This window comes from Salmonella sp. SAL-020 (genome assembly GCF_017372215.1).
Lineage (GTDB): Bacteria > Pseudomonadota > Gammaproteobacteria > Enterobacterales > Enterobacteriaceae > Salmonella > Salmonella enterica.
Window position 1 is genome coordinate 1,005,922 of sequence record NZ_CP071690.1, and the last position, 15,890, is coordinate 1,021,811.

Annotated in this window: 17 protein-coding genes; 14 read left to right on the top strand and 3 right to left on the bottom strand. The window is 44.2% G+C overall.

Annotation, left to right across the window (positions count from 1 at the left end):
- The first annotated feature begins 19 nt into the window (after positions 1–19).
- The 7 genes from sipC (at position 20) to sptP (ending at position 7,035) form a co-directional block, all read left to right on the top strand.
- Complete coding sequence (gene sipC / locus J1G48_RS04820; RefSeq protein WP_000909019.1) at positions 20–1,249, top strand: SPI-1 type III secretion system needle tip complex protein SipC; 1,230 nt, start codon at positions 20–22, stop codon at positions 1,247–1,249.
- Between the two features lie 70 nt (positions 1,250–1,319).
- Positions 1,320–2,351 carry an SPI-1 type III secretion system needle tip complex protein SipD gene (gene sipD / locus J1G48_RS04825; RefSeq protein WP_000932249.1) on the top strand — a complete coding sequence of 344 codons (1,032 nt, stop codon included), beginning with the start codon at positions 1,320–1,322 and terminating at the stop codon, positions 2,349–2,351.
- 18 nt (positions 2,352–2,369) lie between these two features.
- On the top strand, positions 2,370–4,427 hold the full coding sequence (gene sipA / locus J1G48_RS04830) for an SPI-1 type III secretion system effector SipA (RefSeq protein WP_000258819.1): 2,058 nt from the start codon (positions 2,370–2,372) through the stop codon (positions 4,425–4,427).
- A gap of 18 nt (positions 4,428–4,445) precedes the next feature.
- Entirely contained in the window at positions 4,446–4,694 is a 249-nt protein-coding gene (locus tag J1G48_RS04835; protein ID WP_001055579.1) for an acyl carrier protein, read from the top strand.
- 43 nt (positions 4,695–4,737) lie between these two features.
- Positions 4,738–4,998 carry a hypothetical protein gene (locus J1G48_RS04840; protein ID WP_000692254.1) on the top strand — a complete coding sequence of 87 codons (261 nt, stop codon included), beginning with the start codon at positions 4,738–4,740 and terminating at the stop codon, positions 4,996–4,998.
- 26 nt (positions 4,999–5,024) lie between these two features.
- Positions 5,025–5,417, top strand: a complete 393-nt coding sequence (gene sicP / locus J1G48_RS04845; protein WP_001147853.1) for a chaperone SicP — start codon at positions 5,025–5,027, stop codon at positions 5,415–5,417.
- Positions 5,404–7,035, top strand: coding sequence for an SPI-1 type III secretion system effector GTPase-activating protein SptP (gene sptP, locus J1G48_RS04850; protein ID WP_000922298.1), 1,632 nt, complete (start codon positions 5,404–5,406; stop codon positions 7,033–7,035). Before sicP ends, sptP begins: the two co-directional genes overlap by 14 nt.
- Before the next feature lie 53 nt (positions 7,036–7,088).
- Here the strand turns inward: sptP and iagB are convergent, their stop codons facing one another.
- From iagB to hilD, 3 genes are all read right to left on the bottom strand, one after another.
- On the bottom strand, positions 7,089–7,571 hold the full coding sequence (iagB, locus tag J1G48_RS04855; RefSeq protein WP_000558929.1) for an SPI-1 type III secretion system invasion protein IagB: 483 nt from the start codon (positions 7,569–7,571) through the stop codon (positions 7,089–7,091).
- Between the two features lie 17 nt (positions 7,572–7,588).
- On the bottom strand, positions 7,589–9,250 hold the full coding sequence (hilA, locus tag J1G48_RS04860) for a transcriptional regulator HilA (protein ID WP_001120085.1): 1,662 nt from the start codon (positions 9,248–9,250) through the stop codon (positions 7,589–7,591).
- Between the two features lie 1,091 nt (positions 9,251–10,341).
- Positions 10,342–11,271: a transcriptional regulator HilD gene (gene hilD / locus J1G48_RS04865; RefSeq protein ID WP_000432699.1), complete on the bottom strand. Its 930-nt coding sequence runs from the start codon at positions 11,269–11,271 to the stop codon at positions 10,342–10,344.
- A 315-nt stretch (positions 11,272–11,586) separates the two neighbouring features.
- On the opposite strand from hilD, the gene prgH reads away from it, so the two are divergent.
- From prgH to J1G48_RS04900, 7 genes are read left to right on the top strand one after another with little or no spacing between them, the layout of a single operon-like run.
- The gene (gene prgH, locus J1G48_RS04870) at positions 11,587–12,765 is read left to right on the top strand and encodes a type III secretion system inner membrane ring protein PrgH (RefSeq protein WP_000450198.1); all 1,179 of its coding nucleotides are present in this window, start codon (positions 11,587–11,589) and stop codon (positions 12,763–12,765) included.
- A 24-nt stretch (positions 12,766–12,789) separates the two neighbouring features.
- Positions 12,790–13,032 carry a type III secretion system needle filament protein PrgI gene (gene prgI / locus J1G48_RS04875; protein WP_000235228.1) on the top strand — a complete coding sequence of 81 codons (243 nt, stop codon included), beginning with the start codon at positions 12,790–12,792 and terminating at the stop codon, positions 13,030–13,032.
- An 18-nt stretch (positions 13,033–13,050) separates the two neighbouring features.
- The gene (gene prgJ / locus J1G48_RS04880; RefSeq protein ID WP_000020431.1) at positions 13,051–13,356 is read left to right on the top strand and encodes a type III secretion system inner rod protein PrgJ; all 306 of its coding nucleotides are present in this window, start codon (positions 13,051–13,053) and stop codon (positions 13,354–13,356) included.
- A complete protein-coding gene (prgK, locus tag J1G48_RS04885; RefSeq protein WP_000621238.1) occupies positions 13,353–14,111 on the top strand; it encodes a type III secretion system inner membrane ring lipoprotein PrgK in 759 nt (252 codons plus the stop codon). Before prgJ ends, prgK begins: the two co-directional genes overlap by 4 nt.
- Positions 14,083–14,682, top strand: coding sequence for an oxygen-regulated invasion protein OrgA (gene orgA / locus J1G48_RS04890; RefSeq protein WP_001574876.1), 600 nt, complete (start codon positions 14,083–14,085; stop codon positions 14,680–14,682). The genes prgK and orgA overlap by 29 nt, the downstream gene beginning before the upstream one ends.
- The gene (gene orgB / locus J1G48_RS04895) at positions 14,639–15,319 is read left to right on the top strand and encodes a type III secretion system linker protein OrgB (RefSeq protein ID WP_000916654.1); all 681 of its coding nucleotides are present in this window, start codon (positions 14,639–14,641) and stop codon (positions 15,317–15,319) included. Before orgA ends, orgB begins: the two co-directional genes overlap by 44 nt.
- Complete coding sequence (locus tag J1G48_RS04900) at positions 15,316–15,768, top strand: type III secretion system effector protein OrgC (RefSeq protein ID WP_000612179.1); 453 nt, start codon at positions 15,316–15,318, stop codon at positions 15,766–15,768. Before orgB ends, J1G48_RS04900 begins: the two co-directional genes overlap by 4 nt.
- Positions 15,769–15,890: the final 122 nt, after the last annotated feature.

A 15,890-nucleotide genomic window follows, 5' to 3' on the forward strand; every position in this document is an offset into this window, starting at 1 on the left:
AAAATAAAGGGAGAAAAATATGTTAATTAGTAATGTGGGAATAAATCCCGCCGCTTATTTAAATAATCATTCTGTTGAGAATAGTTCACAGACAGCTTCGCAATCCGTTAGCGCTAAAGATATTCTGAATAGTATTGGTATTAGCAGCAGTAAAGTCAGTGACCTGGGGTTGAGTCCTACACTGAGCGCGCCTGCGCCAGGGGTATTAACGCAAACCCCCGGAACGATCACGTCCTTTTTAAAAGCCAGTATTCAAAATACCGACATGAATCAGGATTTGAATGCTCTGGCAAATAATGTCACGACTAAAGCGAATGAGGTTGTGCAAACCCAGTTACGCGAGCAGCAGGCAGAAGTCGGAAAGTTTTTTGATATTAGCGGAATGTCTTCCAGTGCCGTTGCGCTGTTGGCTGCCGCGAATACGTTAATGCTGACGTTGAACCAGGCTGATAGCAAACTGTCTGGTAAGTTGTCATTAGTCAGCTTTGATGCAGCTAAAACGACAGCAAGCTCCATGATGCGCGAAGGGATGAATGCGTTGTCCGGTAGTATTTCCCAGAGCGCGCTTCAGTTGGGGATCACTGGCGTGGGCGCCAAACTGGAATATAAGGGGCTGCAGAATGAAAGAGGCGCGCTTAAACATAATGCCGCGAAGATCGATAAACTGACCACTGAAAGCCACAGTATTAAAAACGTGCTGAACGGGCAGAATAGCGTCAAACTCGGTGCTGAAGGCGTCGATTCTCTGAAATCGTTAAATATGAAGAAAACCGGTACCGATGCGACAAAAAATCTTAATGATGCGACGCTTAAATCTAATGCCGGAACCAGCGCCACGGAAAGTCTGGGTATTAAAGACAGTAATAAACAAATCTCCCCTGAACATCAGGCTATTCTGTCGAAACGTCTTGAGTCTGTCGAATCCGATATTCGTCTTGAGCAGAATACCATGGATATGACCCGAATTGATGCGCGCAAGATGCAGATGACGGGCGATCTGATTATGAAGAACTCGGTCACGGTCGGTGGTATTGCAGGGGCGTCCGGGCAGTACGCCGCTACTCAGGAACGTTCCGAGCAGCAAATTAGCCAGGTGAATAACCGTGTTGCCAGCACCGCATCGGACGAAGCCCGTGAAAGTTCACGTAAATCGACCAGCCTGATTCAGGAAATGCTGAAAACAATGGAGAGCATTAACCAGTCGAAAGCATCCGCACTTGCTGCTATCGCAGGCAATATTCGCGCTTAATCTGAAAGGTCATCTATACGCCATCATGGGTGTGATTTAATCGCGCTCCTGATGGCGAACTGGGGATATTATGCTTAATATTCAAAATTATTCCGCTTCTCCTCATCCGGGGATCGTTGCCGAACGGCCGCAGACTCCCTCGGCGAGCGAGCACGTCGAGACTGCCGTGGTACCGTCTACCACAGAACATCGCGGTACAGATATCATTTCATTATCGCAGGCGGCTACTAAAATCCAGCAGGCACAGCAGACGCTGCAGTCAACGCCACCGATCTCTGAAGAGAATAATGACGAGCGCACGCTGGCGCGCCAGCAGTTGACCAGCAGCCTGAATGCGCTGGCGAAGTCTGGCGTGTCATTATCCGCAGAACAAAATGAGAACCTGCGGAGCGCGTTTTCTGCGCCGACGTCGGCCTTATTTAGCGCTTCGCCTATGGCGCAGCCGAGAACAACCATTTCTGATGCTGAGATTTGGGATATGGTTTCCCAAAATATATCGGCGATAGGTGACAGCTATCTGGGCGTTTATGAAAACGTTGTCGCAGTCTATACCGATTTTTATCAGGCCTTCAGTGATATTCTTTCCAAAATGGGAGGCTGGTTATTACCAGGTAAGGACGGTAATACCGTTAAGCTAGATGTTACCTCACTCAAAAATGATTTAAACAGTTTAGTCAATAAATATAATCAAATAAACAGTAATACCGTTTTATTTCCAGCGCAGTCAGGCAGCGGCGTTAAAGTAGCCACTGAAGCGGAAGCGAGACAGTGGCTCAGTGAATTGAATTTACCGAATAGCTGCCTGAAATCTTATGGATCCGGTTATGTCGTCACCGTTGATCTGACGCCATTACAAAAAATGGTTCAGGATATTGATGGTTTAGGCGCGCCGGGAAAAGACTCAAAACTCGAAATGGATAACGCCAAATATCAAGCCTGGCAGTCGGGTTTTAAAGCGCAGGAAGAAAATATGAAAACCACATTACAGACGCTGACGCAAAAATATAGCAATGCCAATTCATTGTACGACAACCTGGTAAAAGTGCTGAGCAGTACGATAAGTAGCAGCCTGGAAACCGCCAAAAGCTTCCTGCAAGGATAACAGAAGAGGATATTAATAATGGTTACAAGTGTAAGGACTCAGCCCCCCGTCATAATGCCAGGTATGCAGACCGAGATCAAAACGCAGGCCACGAATCTTGCGGCGAATCTTTCCGCAGTCAGAGAAAGTGCCACAACGACGCTGTCAGGGGAAATTAAAGGCCCGCAACTGGAAGATTTTCCCGCGCTGATCAAACAGGCGAGTCTGGATGCATTGTTTAAATGCGGGAAAGACGCTGAGGCGTTAAAAGAAGTTTTTACCAATTCAAATAATGTCGCCGGTAAGAAAGCGATAATGGAGTTTGCCGGGCTCTTTCGTTCAGCGCTCAACGCCACCAGTGATTCTCCTGAGGCGAAGACGCTACTGATGAAGGTGGGGGCAGAGTATACCGCGCAAATCATAAAAGATGGCCTGAAAGAAAAGTCAGCTTTTGGGCCATGGCTGCCAGAAACAAAGAAAGCGGAAGCGAAGCTGGAAAACCTGGAAAAGCAGCTGTTAGATATTATCAAAAATAACACTGGTGGTGAATTAAGTAAATTATCGACGAATCTTGTTATGCAGGAGGTGATGCCCTATATTGCCAGCTGCATTGAACATAACTTTGGCTGTACGTTAGATCCGTTAACCCGCAGCAATCTTACGCACCTTGTTGACAAAGCGGCGGCGAAGGCGGTTGAGGCGCTTGATATGTGCCACCAAAAATTAACGCAAGAGCAGGGTACCAGCGTAGGACGGGAAGCCCGGCACCTTGAAATGCAAACGTTGATACCCCTGCTGCTACGTAATGTTTTTGCACAAATTCCTGCAGATAAACTGCCTGACCCTAAAATTCCGGAGCCTGCGGCTGGACCAGTACCTGATGGTGGGAAAAAAGCAGAACCTACGGGTATTAATATCAATATTAATATTGATAGCAGTAACCATAGCGTGGATAACAGTAAGCATATTAACAATAGCCGAAGCCATGTCGATAATAGCCAGCGCCATATCGATAATAGCAACCATGATAATAGCCGGAAGACGATTGATAATAGCCGAACATTTATTGATAACAGCCAACGCAATGGCGAGTCACACCATTCGACTAACAGCAGCAACGTAAGTCATAGTCATTCGCGTGTGGATTCGACTACGCATCAAACGGAGACGGCACACAGCGCCAGCACAGGGGCAATTGACCATGGCATCGCGGGTAAAATTGACGTCACGGCTCATGCGACGGCAGAGGCTGTGACCAACGCTTCATCCGAAAGTAAAGATGGAAAGGTGGTCACGTCAGAAAAGGGCACTACGGGTGAAACAACCTCTTTTGATGAAGTCGATGGCGTAACCAGCAAGAGCATTATCGGCAAGCCGGTACAGGCCACGGTGCACGGCGTTGATGATAATAAACAGCAAAGCCAGACGGCAGAGATTGTGAATGTGAAGCCGCTTGCCAGTCAACTGGCTGGCGTCGAGAATGTTAAAACCGATACCTTACAATCAGACACGACGGTAATTACAGGTAATAAAGCCGGTACGACCGATAATGATAATAGTCAGACAGATAAGACTGGCCCATTTTCTGGTTTGAAGTTTAAGCAAAATAGTTTCCTCTCAACAGTACCGAGCGTTACGAATATGCATTCAATGCATTTCGACGCCCGTGAGACGTTTTTGGGTGTGATACGTAAAGCCCTGGAGCCAGATACCTCCACACCGTTCCCTGTACGCAGAGCGTTTGACGGCTTGCGTGCGGAAATATTACCCAATGACACGATAAAGAGTGCAGCGTTGAAAGCGCAATGTAGCGATATTGACAAGCACCCAGAATTGAAAGCGAAAATGGAGACTCTCAAAGAGGTCATTACTCATCATCCACAAAAAGAAAAACTGGCTGAGATTGCACTGCAGTTTGCCAGAGAGGCGGGGCTGACCAGGCTAAAAGGGGAAACTGACTATGTGTTAAGTAATGTGCTGGACGGCCTTATCGGAGACGGTAGCTGGCGAGCTGGCCCGGCTTACGAGTCATACCTGAATAAACCTGGCGTGGATCGGGTTATTACTACCGTTGATGGCTTGCACATGCAGCGTTAATTAACCGGGAAAGATGCGATGAATATGGATATTGAAGCAAGAGTCAAAAAAGTGATCACCTCCTGTATTGCCGTTGATGTTGATAGTATCAATGGTCAGACCCATCTGGTTGAGGATCTTTACGCTGACTCATTGGATTTAATTGATATTGTATTTGGTCTTAGTGAGGAGTTTGACATTAGTTGCAATGAAAACGATCTTCCTGATATGACGACCTTTGCGGATATATGCCGTGTTGTTAAAAAAAGTCTTGAGTCCAGGGTGTAGTATTTTTCTCTCGCTTGACAACAATTGAATAAGATTAATTGTTATGAAAATCATCACACATGTAGTACCCGGTTCAGGTATGGCTGCAATATATGATGATATTGCTGACAGTTCGCGTTTTGTTATTAAAGGCAAGTTACGTCATGTTGAAAATGATCCGAAGGAGCTGCTGATATGTGTTCCGATGCGTAGTGAATGGCTATTCTACTGGATTAAAGGAGAGAAATATTGCGCCCGGCGATGGGCGCGAAAAAGTATCAAGACATTGTGTAACCAGATTAAATTTGAAGAAGCAATCTTATAAAAGATATAATTCAAGAGGAAAGTAAATTGCAAGCACACCAGGATATTATCGCTAATATTGGTGAGAAATTGGGTTTACCGCTCACTTTTGACGACAACAATCAGTGCTTATTATTACTCGATAGCGATATTTTTACGTCTATTGAAGCTAAAGATGATATCTGGTTATTGAACGGTATGATTATACCGTTATCGCCTGTTTGTGGCGATTCTATCTGGCGGCAGATTATGGTGATTAATGGTGAACTGGCTGCGAATAATGAAGGTACGTTAGCGTATATTGATGCCGCAGAGACGTTGTTGCTTATACATGCAATTACCGATCTGACAAATACTTACCATATTATATCGCAGCTTGAGTCATTTGTGAATCAGCAGGAAGTGCTCAAAAACATACTGCAGGAATATGCTAAAGTATGAGGAGAGAAAATTGAATAATTTAACGTTGTCTTCGTTTTCAAAAGTTGGTGTGTCGAATGATGCCCGACTTTATATTGCTAAGGAAAATACTGATAAGGCATATGTTGCGCCTGAAAAATTTTCGTCAAAAGTATTAACCTGGCTTGGAAAAATGCCGTTATTTAAAAACACTGAAGTGGTGCAAAAACATACGGAAAATATCAGAGTACAGGACCAAAAGATTTTACAGACATTTCTCCATGCACTAACGGAAAAATATGGGGAAACAGCGGTTAATGACGCACTGTTAATGTCCCGTATAAATATGAACAAACCCCTTACCCAACGTTTAGCAGTGCAGATCACGGAGTGTGTAAAAGCTGCTGACGAAGGGTTTATAAACCTTATTAAGAGCAAGGATAATGTTGGTGTCAGGAATGCCGCTTTAGTCATAAAAGGCGGCGATACAAAAGTGGCAGAAAAAAATAACGATGTTGGAGCAGAAAGTAAGCAACCTTTACTCGATATCGCGCTAAAGGGACTTAAAAGAACATTACCGCAACTGGAACAAATGGATGGAAATAGCCTGCGAGAAAACTTCCAGGAGATGGCTTCAGGTAACGGCCCGCTGCGTTCATTAATGACGAATTTACAGAATTTAAATAAAATTCCAGAGGCTAAACAACTTAATGATTATGTTACAACGTTAACAAATATTCAGGTCGGTGTAGCCCGGTTCTCACAATGGGGAACCTGTGGAGGAGAGGTTGAGAGGTGGGTTGATAAAGCCTCTACTCATGAATTAACCCAGGCTGTAAAAAAAATTCACGTTATTGCTAAAGAACTGAAAAATGTTACAGCTGAACTTGAGAAAATAGAAGCCGGCGCGCCAATGCCACAGACGATGAGCGGACCGACACTGGGCCTGGCACGGTTTGCGGTCAGCAGCATTCCAATTAATCAGCAAACCCAGGTGAAACTGAGCGATGGAATGCCTGTGCCAGTGAATACGTTAACTTTTGACGGTAAGCCTGTGGCATTAGCCGGTTCGTACCCAAAAAATACGCCGGATGCGCTGGCAGCGCATATGAAAATGCTTCTTGAAAAAGAATGCTCATGCCTGGTGGTGTTAACGTCGGAAGATCAGATGCAGGCAAAACAATTACCACCCTATTTCAGAGGGAGCTACACCTTTGGCGAGGTGCATACCAACAGCCAAAAAGTGAGCTCAGCCAGTCAGGGAGAAGCGATAGACCAATACAATATGCAACTGTCCTGCGGGGAAAAGCGGTATACAATCCCGGTATTGCATGTGAAAAATTGGCCAGATCACCAGCCGTTACCGTCTACGGATCAGTTAGAATACCTGGCGGATAGGGTGAAAAATAGTAACCAAAATGGCGCGCCGGGGCGTAGTTCATCAGATAAGCATTTACCGATGATTCATTGTCTGGGCGGAGTGGGGAGAACCGGAACGATGGCGGCGGCCCTTGTACTTAAGGATAATCCTCATAGTAATCTGGAGCAGGTACGTGCAGATTTCCGGAATTCACGGAACAATAGAATGCTGGAAGACGCCTCACAGTTTGTACAACTAAAAGCAATGCAAGCCCAGTTGCTTATGACGACGGCACGCTGATAAAAACATAGCTTACTTTTAGAACTATCTGAAAGTAAGCTATTTCTGTATAATTATTTGTTTGACGCGATAGAAAGTCTTTTGTTTTTCTCTTCTGCTGACATTCCTTTTAATTTTCTGTAATTCTCCCAAATTTTTTTAGCATAACGTTTCCTTATATCCGATCGTTTCGGCGACGTCCCGGCATTATAAGCGCCAACGGCCTCCCAGCTATAACCGTAGATTTTCATCATATCTGATAAAATGGAAGCGCCCACAATGACAGAAATGCAGGGGTCCTGTAACAACTGTTTTTCACTAATCCCCATTTTTTTCAGCCTTTTCATATGGAAGCTGTTAATTTGCATCAGGCCAAGATCGGTTGAACCATCTCGGTTATGACCAATGGCGCCAGGTTTCATCGCCGATTCCTGCTGGGCGATAGCGTAAAGTAGTTCGGATTCAATATTGAACATTTTTTCAGCCTGAAGCCAGCAATCAGCCCATGCCGTATTTATGCTAAGCAACCAGATTACGATGATAAAAAAATAATGCATATCTCCTCTCTCAGATTTTACCGTAATTTAATCAAGCGGGGATCCTGTTTCCATCTTTTGAACCAAATATTGTCTTCGTTTTTAAATTTATTCCACATTTTCTCGGCAATAGCTTCGCCGTGGGCAACCAGCACTAACGGTAATAATCCCGGATTATTATCTATACGCTGTTCACTTTCCAGAAATTCTCTTATCGTCGGTAAGGCACGCTCACTATTCTGACAATATTCAGCGTAAAGAAGATTAACAGCAATAAGTCCTGTTATTTCCTGCGTGGATATTTCTTTAGTTAATTTTCGTGCCAGTTCATGTTTACCTTTAAGCGAAAGAAACATAACCTGCATACTTAATAATATTGGATTATCCTGCAGGTGTTGTGAGCGTAATTCATCGCCTAAACGTATAGCATCATCAATACCGGTATGATAATAGGTAATCCACAGCTTAGTGATCCCTGCGGCTGCGCGCGTTGGGTCCAATTTTAAACACTCGTTAATCGTTTGTAAGGCCTCCTCCAACTGACCAGCCATGAAAAGATTCCAGCCATAATAATATTTAATATCTGCAGAAATGGGCGAAAGTAAGTTAGCTTGTTTGAATAGCAAACTCCCGACGATGTATTCTGAGTGAATCGTATTAATTAGCCCCAGTAATCCTAAAGCTTGTGGATTATTGTGGTCCAGCTCTGTCGCCTTAATCGCATGTTCTTTAGCTTTGATCATAGCGTTTTGTTTATCAAAAATCCCCATTTGCGCCATGCTGAGGTAGCATTCTGCCAGCGCACAGTAAGGCGCAATGCTGTTTGGCGACATGTTAACGCATTGAGTCAGCAATTTAAGCGCTTGCTGTAAGCTATAGGGGGTGTATTGATTTAACTCATGCTTACCGCGTAAGTAAACCATAGTACTGTCAATCGAATTTAGCTCGCTAATCTGCTTTGTGTCCCAGCGAAGTCCGGGAATACATCTGAGCAAAAGATTCGCAATTTTGTTTTGCAAGAGAGAAGCGGGTTGGTGTTCTATCAACTTAATGCTTTCCTGGTGCAGCAGGTGATAACCTTTAACCCGAACTATCTCAATCTGTACAATATTATCATTACCATCGGGTATCATCTGCCCGGAGATATAATAATCGGGGCGTAATTGATCCATGAGCTCAAGAATATCCTTAACACTGCGGCAGTTCTTCGTAATGGTCACCGGCAGCACGCTCAGGCCAAAGGGCGCATACTGCGATAATCCCTTCACGATAGAGTAATGCAGACTCTCGGATTGAACCTGATCCTGCATCTGAAAAGGAAGTATCGCCAATGTATGAGTCGTAGGTTGCGGCGCTGGCGGAGACACCACTACGACCGGACGATTAAACCGATAGCCCTGTCCGTACAGTGTTTCAATGTAACGATGCTCTTTATCTTCCGACAGAATACGTCGTAAGGCATAAATACAGCGGGTAAGAGATTCTTCGTTAACTTCCGCGTCGCCCCATACCTGGTCCAGTAAGGTGTTTTTACTCACAATCTCGCCGGCGGCTTCGAGCAGGATGACCAGAACGGCATATTCTTTTGGCGGAATATTGACTTTCTTTTCTGAGCGTAGCAGGGAGCCGTCCATGTTGAGTATGAAATCATCAAAGACGAATTTTTTATTCGATACAGGAACAGGATTAAAATGTGGCATGATAATAGTGTATTCTCTTACAGGGTGAAAAGTTATAATAACTAATACAAGTCGTTAGGATAGAATCTACTGTTTCAGTAATTCTGCTGTTAGTACTAACGGTCAGGTTGAGCTTTTATTATGAGCTTAATGTCATATTCTACGGGCTCGGGTTTATATGTTTTTAACATTTGATTATTTAGCTTATGCCTGTGCTTTAAATAACTGACATGTTGGTAATAATATTGTTATAACTAACCGTGATTATCGAATGGACGCTGCCGTATATCCTGGTGCAGAGAGAGTCAGCGCCTGGCATCTAAATATTTACATATTTAACTTGGCCTCATTGCAATAGAGATTAGTTTTGTAGCTATCTTACTGCATTTTTTTGGGGTGTAAATGCTGCTTATTATATCTTCATGGTTAATGGTCTGATAATTACACCATCAGAACCATTTTTCTCGAAGATTTCCACTAAATGACCATTCGTTGAAAGTTTAAGAGTGTAATTTGTCTTAGGTTCCAAAATATAAATGAAAGACTGTTTTTAATGGTGCGCTTATTTTTATATTTTTTTTGCAAAATAATGATATCGTCTTTTCTTTACTCCCTTCAGTTATAGCGTCAAAAAGGCAGGGGGTTTATGAGCAGTATCATCCTCAGGCTGGCCCCAGGCATTATATCGATATCAGGAGGAAGAGAGGAGGTATGCCTGGCAGAAAGCTAACAAGCGTGACTGTTTCGGTATAAACCGTTCAGGCAAATAGTTCTCAGAGGGAACGGATGATGTATAAATATGAATAAAATGCCGGCCTTAATCCACAGGGTTAAAGCCGGAAGGAGATAGTGTCATCTGGACGAATTCTTACGCTGTGAATAAGGCAATATCGTTTTACCAGTCATCATAGCGATGACAAGTTCACAAAAATCGTGTTATATAATCAGCCTTACTTTAAATTACCAGAGATATCAGTATAAGCTGTCTTCCGGACAGAACAATGATATTGAATAGCCTCCCATCCTGATAGAGCGTGTTAATGCGCAGTCTGAATTTTAAATTATTACAATTTTAATAAAAATCTTTACTTAAGTGACAGATACAAAAAATGTTAATGGTTCGCCATTTTTATGAATGTCGATGGCGTAGTTTTAAAATATTTTTTGAAACATTGAATGAAGTAGGACGTGCTATCATAACCACATTTTAATGCTACAGCATTAACATTATGGTTGCCTATGCGTAAAAGTTTTGCTGCCTGATTCATTCTTGCCGATAAGTAGATGTCGCTAAAGCTGGTACCTTCTTCTGCAAGTTTCCGTTTGAGCGTTGACGTACTCATAAATATATGATCGGCAACATCCGTAAGCTTCCACTGTCTACTGGGTGACGAAGATATAATGTTGTAAACGCGCTCCTTTAACGTTATCTGAGCCGAGCTAAGGATGATCTCATAACTCTCCGGGAGTCGGAGAAAAGCAGTAAGCAGGAACAGCAGAAAATAAGGAATTAACTCTTCATTTTCAATACAACTTTTGTTGTTACAGTTACTGCAACCTTTGCTTGTATCCTTCGTACAGGAGAACGCCGTTTTCAGATGTTCAAATACCTCTCTTCTGGCAGGAAAGTCAGGCGTATAGAAGATTTTCTGCGCTTTCTCTGTGGGTACCGCCATTTTGGTTTGCTGCTCGTTTGGGATAAGTGCATAGAGAGCGCCAAGTCGTTGCGTCGGTATCTCGAGTATATCGAAATCCATGTGGCCATTGACCTCTTCAAGCGTCACGTTAACTACCTGCTCTTTTTTGAGCACCAACATCCCAGGTTCGTCACAGTAAATCGTATCGTGATTATTGCTAATCGTCAGTTTACCGCTCCGAAAGCAAACTAAAGTGAAACTGCTTACATAAAGATTTTTGATGGTAACCTGCTGAGTCTGACTTTTAATTTGCTGCCGGGTATTTGTCAAAAGTGATTTTAATTTCTGTAAGTTATCTGCGGCAGGACGCTGATGACTATTACTTACAAAGGTTACATTTTCCATATTATCCCTTTGTTGATGTTATTTTAATGTTCCTTACTGGTATCCTACTGAAAAAATCTGAGTTGTAAATGCTCTTTATTAGCGTGTGTTGGCAATGGTCTGATTGTTACACCAAAAGAACCCAAATTTGGGTAATTTATCTACAGTAGTTTAAGCCCCAATGGGGATGATGGTTCTTTTAATATGTGTTGAGACGCATTATACAGAATAAATTGATTTTATTTCTCACTTTTCATTCTATTTTCATCAGGAATCCCTGTGTCCTGTGCGGTAATCTGCTGCTATCGAGAACGACAGACATCGCTAACAGTATATATGGAAACATCAAAAGAGAAGACGATAACAAGCCCTGGGCCATACATAGTTCGATTACTTAACAGCTCACTGAACGGCTGTGAGTTTCCATTGCTGACAGGCCGAACACTCTTTGTGGTAGGTCAGAGTGATGCGCTCACTGCTTCAGGCCAACTCCCTGATATACCTGCCGATAGCTTTTTTATCCCGCTGGACCATGGCGGAGTAAATTTTGAAATCCAGGTGGATACGGATACGACCGAAATTATACTCCATGAGCTGAAAGAAGGAAATTCTGAATCTCGTTCGGTGCAATTAAATACGCCAATACAGGTCGGTGAATTGCTTATCCTGATTCGCCCGGAAAGCGAGCCGTGGGTGCCCGAGCAGCCTGAGAAGTTAGAAACGTCTGCAAAAAAGAACGAGCCGCGTTTTAAAAACGGAATTGTAGCAGCACTGGCCGGGTTTTTTATATTGGGAATTGGGACTGTGGGGACGTTATGGATACTTAACTCGCCGCAGCGGCAGGCCGCAGAGCTCGATTCGTTATTGGGGCAGGAGAAGGAGCGTTTTCAGGTGTTGCCAGGCCGGGACAAAATGCTCTATGTCGCTGCGCAAAATGAAAGAGATACGCTGTGGGCTCGTCAGGTTTTAGCGAGGGGCGATTATGATAAAAATGCGCGAGTGATTAACGAAAACGAAGAAAATAAGCGTATCTCTATCTGGCTGGATACCTATTATCCGCAGCTGGCTTATTATCGGATTCATTTCGATGAGCCGCGTAAACCCGTTTTCTGGCTAAGCCGCCAGCGAAACACGATGAGCAAGAAAGAGCTCGAGATGTTAAGTCAAAAGCTGAGAGCGCTAATGCCTTACGCGGATTCGGTTAACATCACGTTGATGGACGATGTTACCGCAGCAGGCCAGGCGGAAGCGGGGCTAAAACAGCAGGCGTTACCTTATTCCCGCAGGAATCATAAGGGGGGCGTAACGTTTGTTATTCAGGGGGCGCTCGATGATGTAGAAATACTCAGAGCCCGTCAATTTGTCGATAGCTATTACCGCACATGGGGAGGACGCTATGTGCAGTTTGCGATCGAATTAAAAGATGACTGGCTCAAGGGGCGCTCATTTCAGTACGGGGCGGAAGGTTATATCAAAATGAGCCCAGGCCATTGGTATTTCCCAAGCCCACTTTAATTTAACGTAAATAAGGAAGTCATTATGGCAACACCTTGGTCAGGCTATCTGGATGACGTCTCAGCAAAATTTGATACGGGCGTTGATAATCTACAAACGCAGGTAACAGAGGCGCTGGATAAATTAGCAGCAAAACCCTCCGATCCGGCGCTACTGGCGGCGTATCAGAGTAAGCTCTCGGAATATAACTTGTACCGTAACGCGCAATCGAACACGGTAAAAGTCTTTAAGGATATTGATGCTGCCATTATTCAGAACTTCCGTTAATCAGTTATAAGGTGGATTATGTCGATTGCAACTATTGTCCCAGAGAATGCCGTTATAGGGCAGGCGGTCAATATCAGGTCTATGGAGACGGACATTGTCTCGCTGGATGACCGGCTACTCCAGGCTTTTTCTGGTTCGGCGATTGCCACGGCTGTGGATAAACAGACGATTACCAACAGGATTGAGGACCCTAATCTGGTGACGGATCCTAAAGAGCTGGCTATTTCGCAAGAGATGATTTCAGATTATAACCTGTATGTTTCTATGGTAAGTACCCTTACTCGTAAAGGAGTCGGGGCTGTTGAAACGCTATTACGCTCATGATTCGTCGATATCTATATACCTTTCTGCTGGTAATGACCCTTGCCGGCTGTAAGGATAAGGATCTTTTAAAAGGACTGGACCAGGAACAGGCTAATGAGGTCATTGCCGTTCTGCAAATGCACAATATAGAGGCGAATAAAATTGATAGCGGAAAATTGGGCTATAGCATTACCGTTGCTGAGCCTGATTTTACCGCTGCGGTGTACTGGATTAAAACTTATCAGCTTCCTCCCCGGCCACGGGTGGAAATAGCGCAGATGTTCCCGGCGGATTCGCTGGTATCGTCTCCGCGAGCTGAAAAGGCCAGGTTATATTCGGCTATTGAACAGCGACTGGAACAGTCATTACAGACGATGGAGGGCGTGCTCTCCGCCAGGGTCCATATTAGTTATGATATTGATGCTGGTGAAAATGGCCGTCCGCCAAAACCTGTTCATCTGTCGGCATTAGCCGTATATGAACGAGGTTCGCCGCTTGCGCATCAGATCAGCGATATCAAGCGTTTCTTAAAGAATAGTTTTGCCGATGTGGATTATGACAACATTTCTGTTGTGTTGTCAGAACGTTCTGATGCCCAATTACAGGCTCCCGGCACACCAGTAAAACGTAATTCTTTTGCAACCAGTTGGATTGTGTTGATTATTTTGTTATCCGTGATGTCAGCAGGCTTTGGCGTCTGGTATTACAAAAACCATTATGCCCGCAATAAGAAAGGCATAACGGCTGATGATAAGGCGAAATCGTCAAATGAATAGGCAGCCATTACCCATTATCTGGCAAAGAATCATTTTTGATCCGTTATCGTATATCCATCCTCAGCGGTTGCAGATAGCGCCGGAAATGATTGTCAGACCCGCCGCCAGGGCGGCGGCAAATGAGTTAATACTGGCGGCATGGCGGCTTAAGAACGGAGAAAAGGAGTGTATTCAAAACTCACTGACGCAGCTGTGGCTGCGTCAGTGGCGCCGACTGCCGCAGGTAGCGTATTTACTCGGTTGCCATAAACTGAGAGCCGATCTGGCAAGGCAGGGAGCCTTGCTTGGCCTGCCGGATTGGGCGCAAGCATTTTTGGCAATGCATCAGGGAACAAGTTTATCTGTCTGCAATAAGGCGCCGAATCACCGGTTTTTACTTAGCGTCGGGTATGCACAGTTAAATGCCCTAAATGAATTTTTACCTGAATCTTTAGCACAGCGTTTTCCTTTGCTTTTTCCTCCATTTATTGAGGAGGCATTGAAGCAGGATGCTGTAGAAATGTCAATTTTGCTACTGGCCTTACAATATGCTCAAAAATATCCCAATACCGTCCCCGCTTTCGCCTGTTGAGGGGATACTGATAAAGCGTAAAACGCTGGAACGTTATTTCTCTATTGAAAGATTAGAACAGCAGGCGCATCAACGGGCTAAGCGTATTTTGCGAGAGGCGGAAGAAGAGGCAAAGACCTTGCGGATGTACGCCTATCAGGAAGGTTACGAGCAGGGAATGATAGACGCGTTACAGCAGGTCGCCGCTTATCTTACTGATAATCAGACAATGGCCTGGAAGTGGATGGAAAAAATACAGATTTATGCCCGCGAGTTATTTTCAGCTGCGGTCGACCATCCCGAAACGCTTTTAACCGTCCTGGATGAGTGGCTAAGGGATTTCGATAAGCCTGAGGGGCAACTTTTTTTAACACTGCCAGTTAATGCGAAAAAAGATCACCAAAAACTGATGGTGTTGCTTATGGAGAACTGGCCAGGCACTTTTAATCTTAAATATCATCAGGAACAGCGCTTTATCATGAGTTGCGGCGATCAGATCGCAGAATTTTCACCTGAACAATTTGTTGAAACGGCAGTAGGCGTCATTAAGCATCATCTTGATGAACTTCCACAAGACTGCCGGACAATTTCTGATAACGCCATTAACGCACTTATTGATGAATGGAAGACAAAAACGCAAGCGGAGGTTATAAGGTGATACCGGGTACGATTCCGACTTCTTATTTGGTCCCGACAGCAGATACTGAAGCGACGGGTGTGGTTTCGTTGAGTGCCAGGGCCGCTATGCTGAATAATGTGGATAGCGCGCCTTTAAGCAATGGCGGCGACGTTGATCTTTATGATGCATTCTACCAACGACTTCTGGCGCTTCCTGAGTCAGCCTCTTCTGAAACGCTTAAAGATAGCATTTATCAAGAGATGAATGCCTTCAAAGATCCTAACAGTGGTGATTCGGCTTTTGTTTCTTTTGAGCAGCAAACGGCTATGCTACAAAACATGTTAGCAAAAGTTGAACCGGGCACCCATTTATATGAGGCTTTAAACGGGGTATTAGTTGGTACAATGAACGCACAGTCACAAATGACCTCCTGGATGCAGGAGATTATTTTATCGGGCGGGGAAAACAAAGAGGCAATTGACTGGTGAACCCCCATTGCTGGCGATTTGTGATAAGGTATGGTGTATATATCAGCAAATAATGCAGAAAATGCACCATGCCAGTGTGTCTATCTTATTGATGTATATGGATTATTAAGATGTCTGCCAGC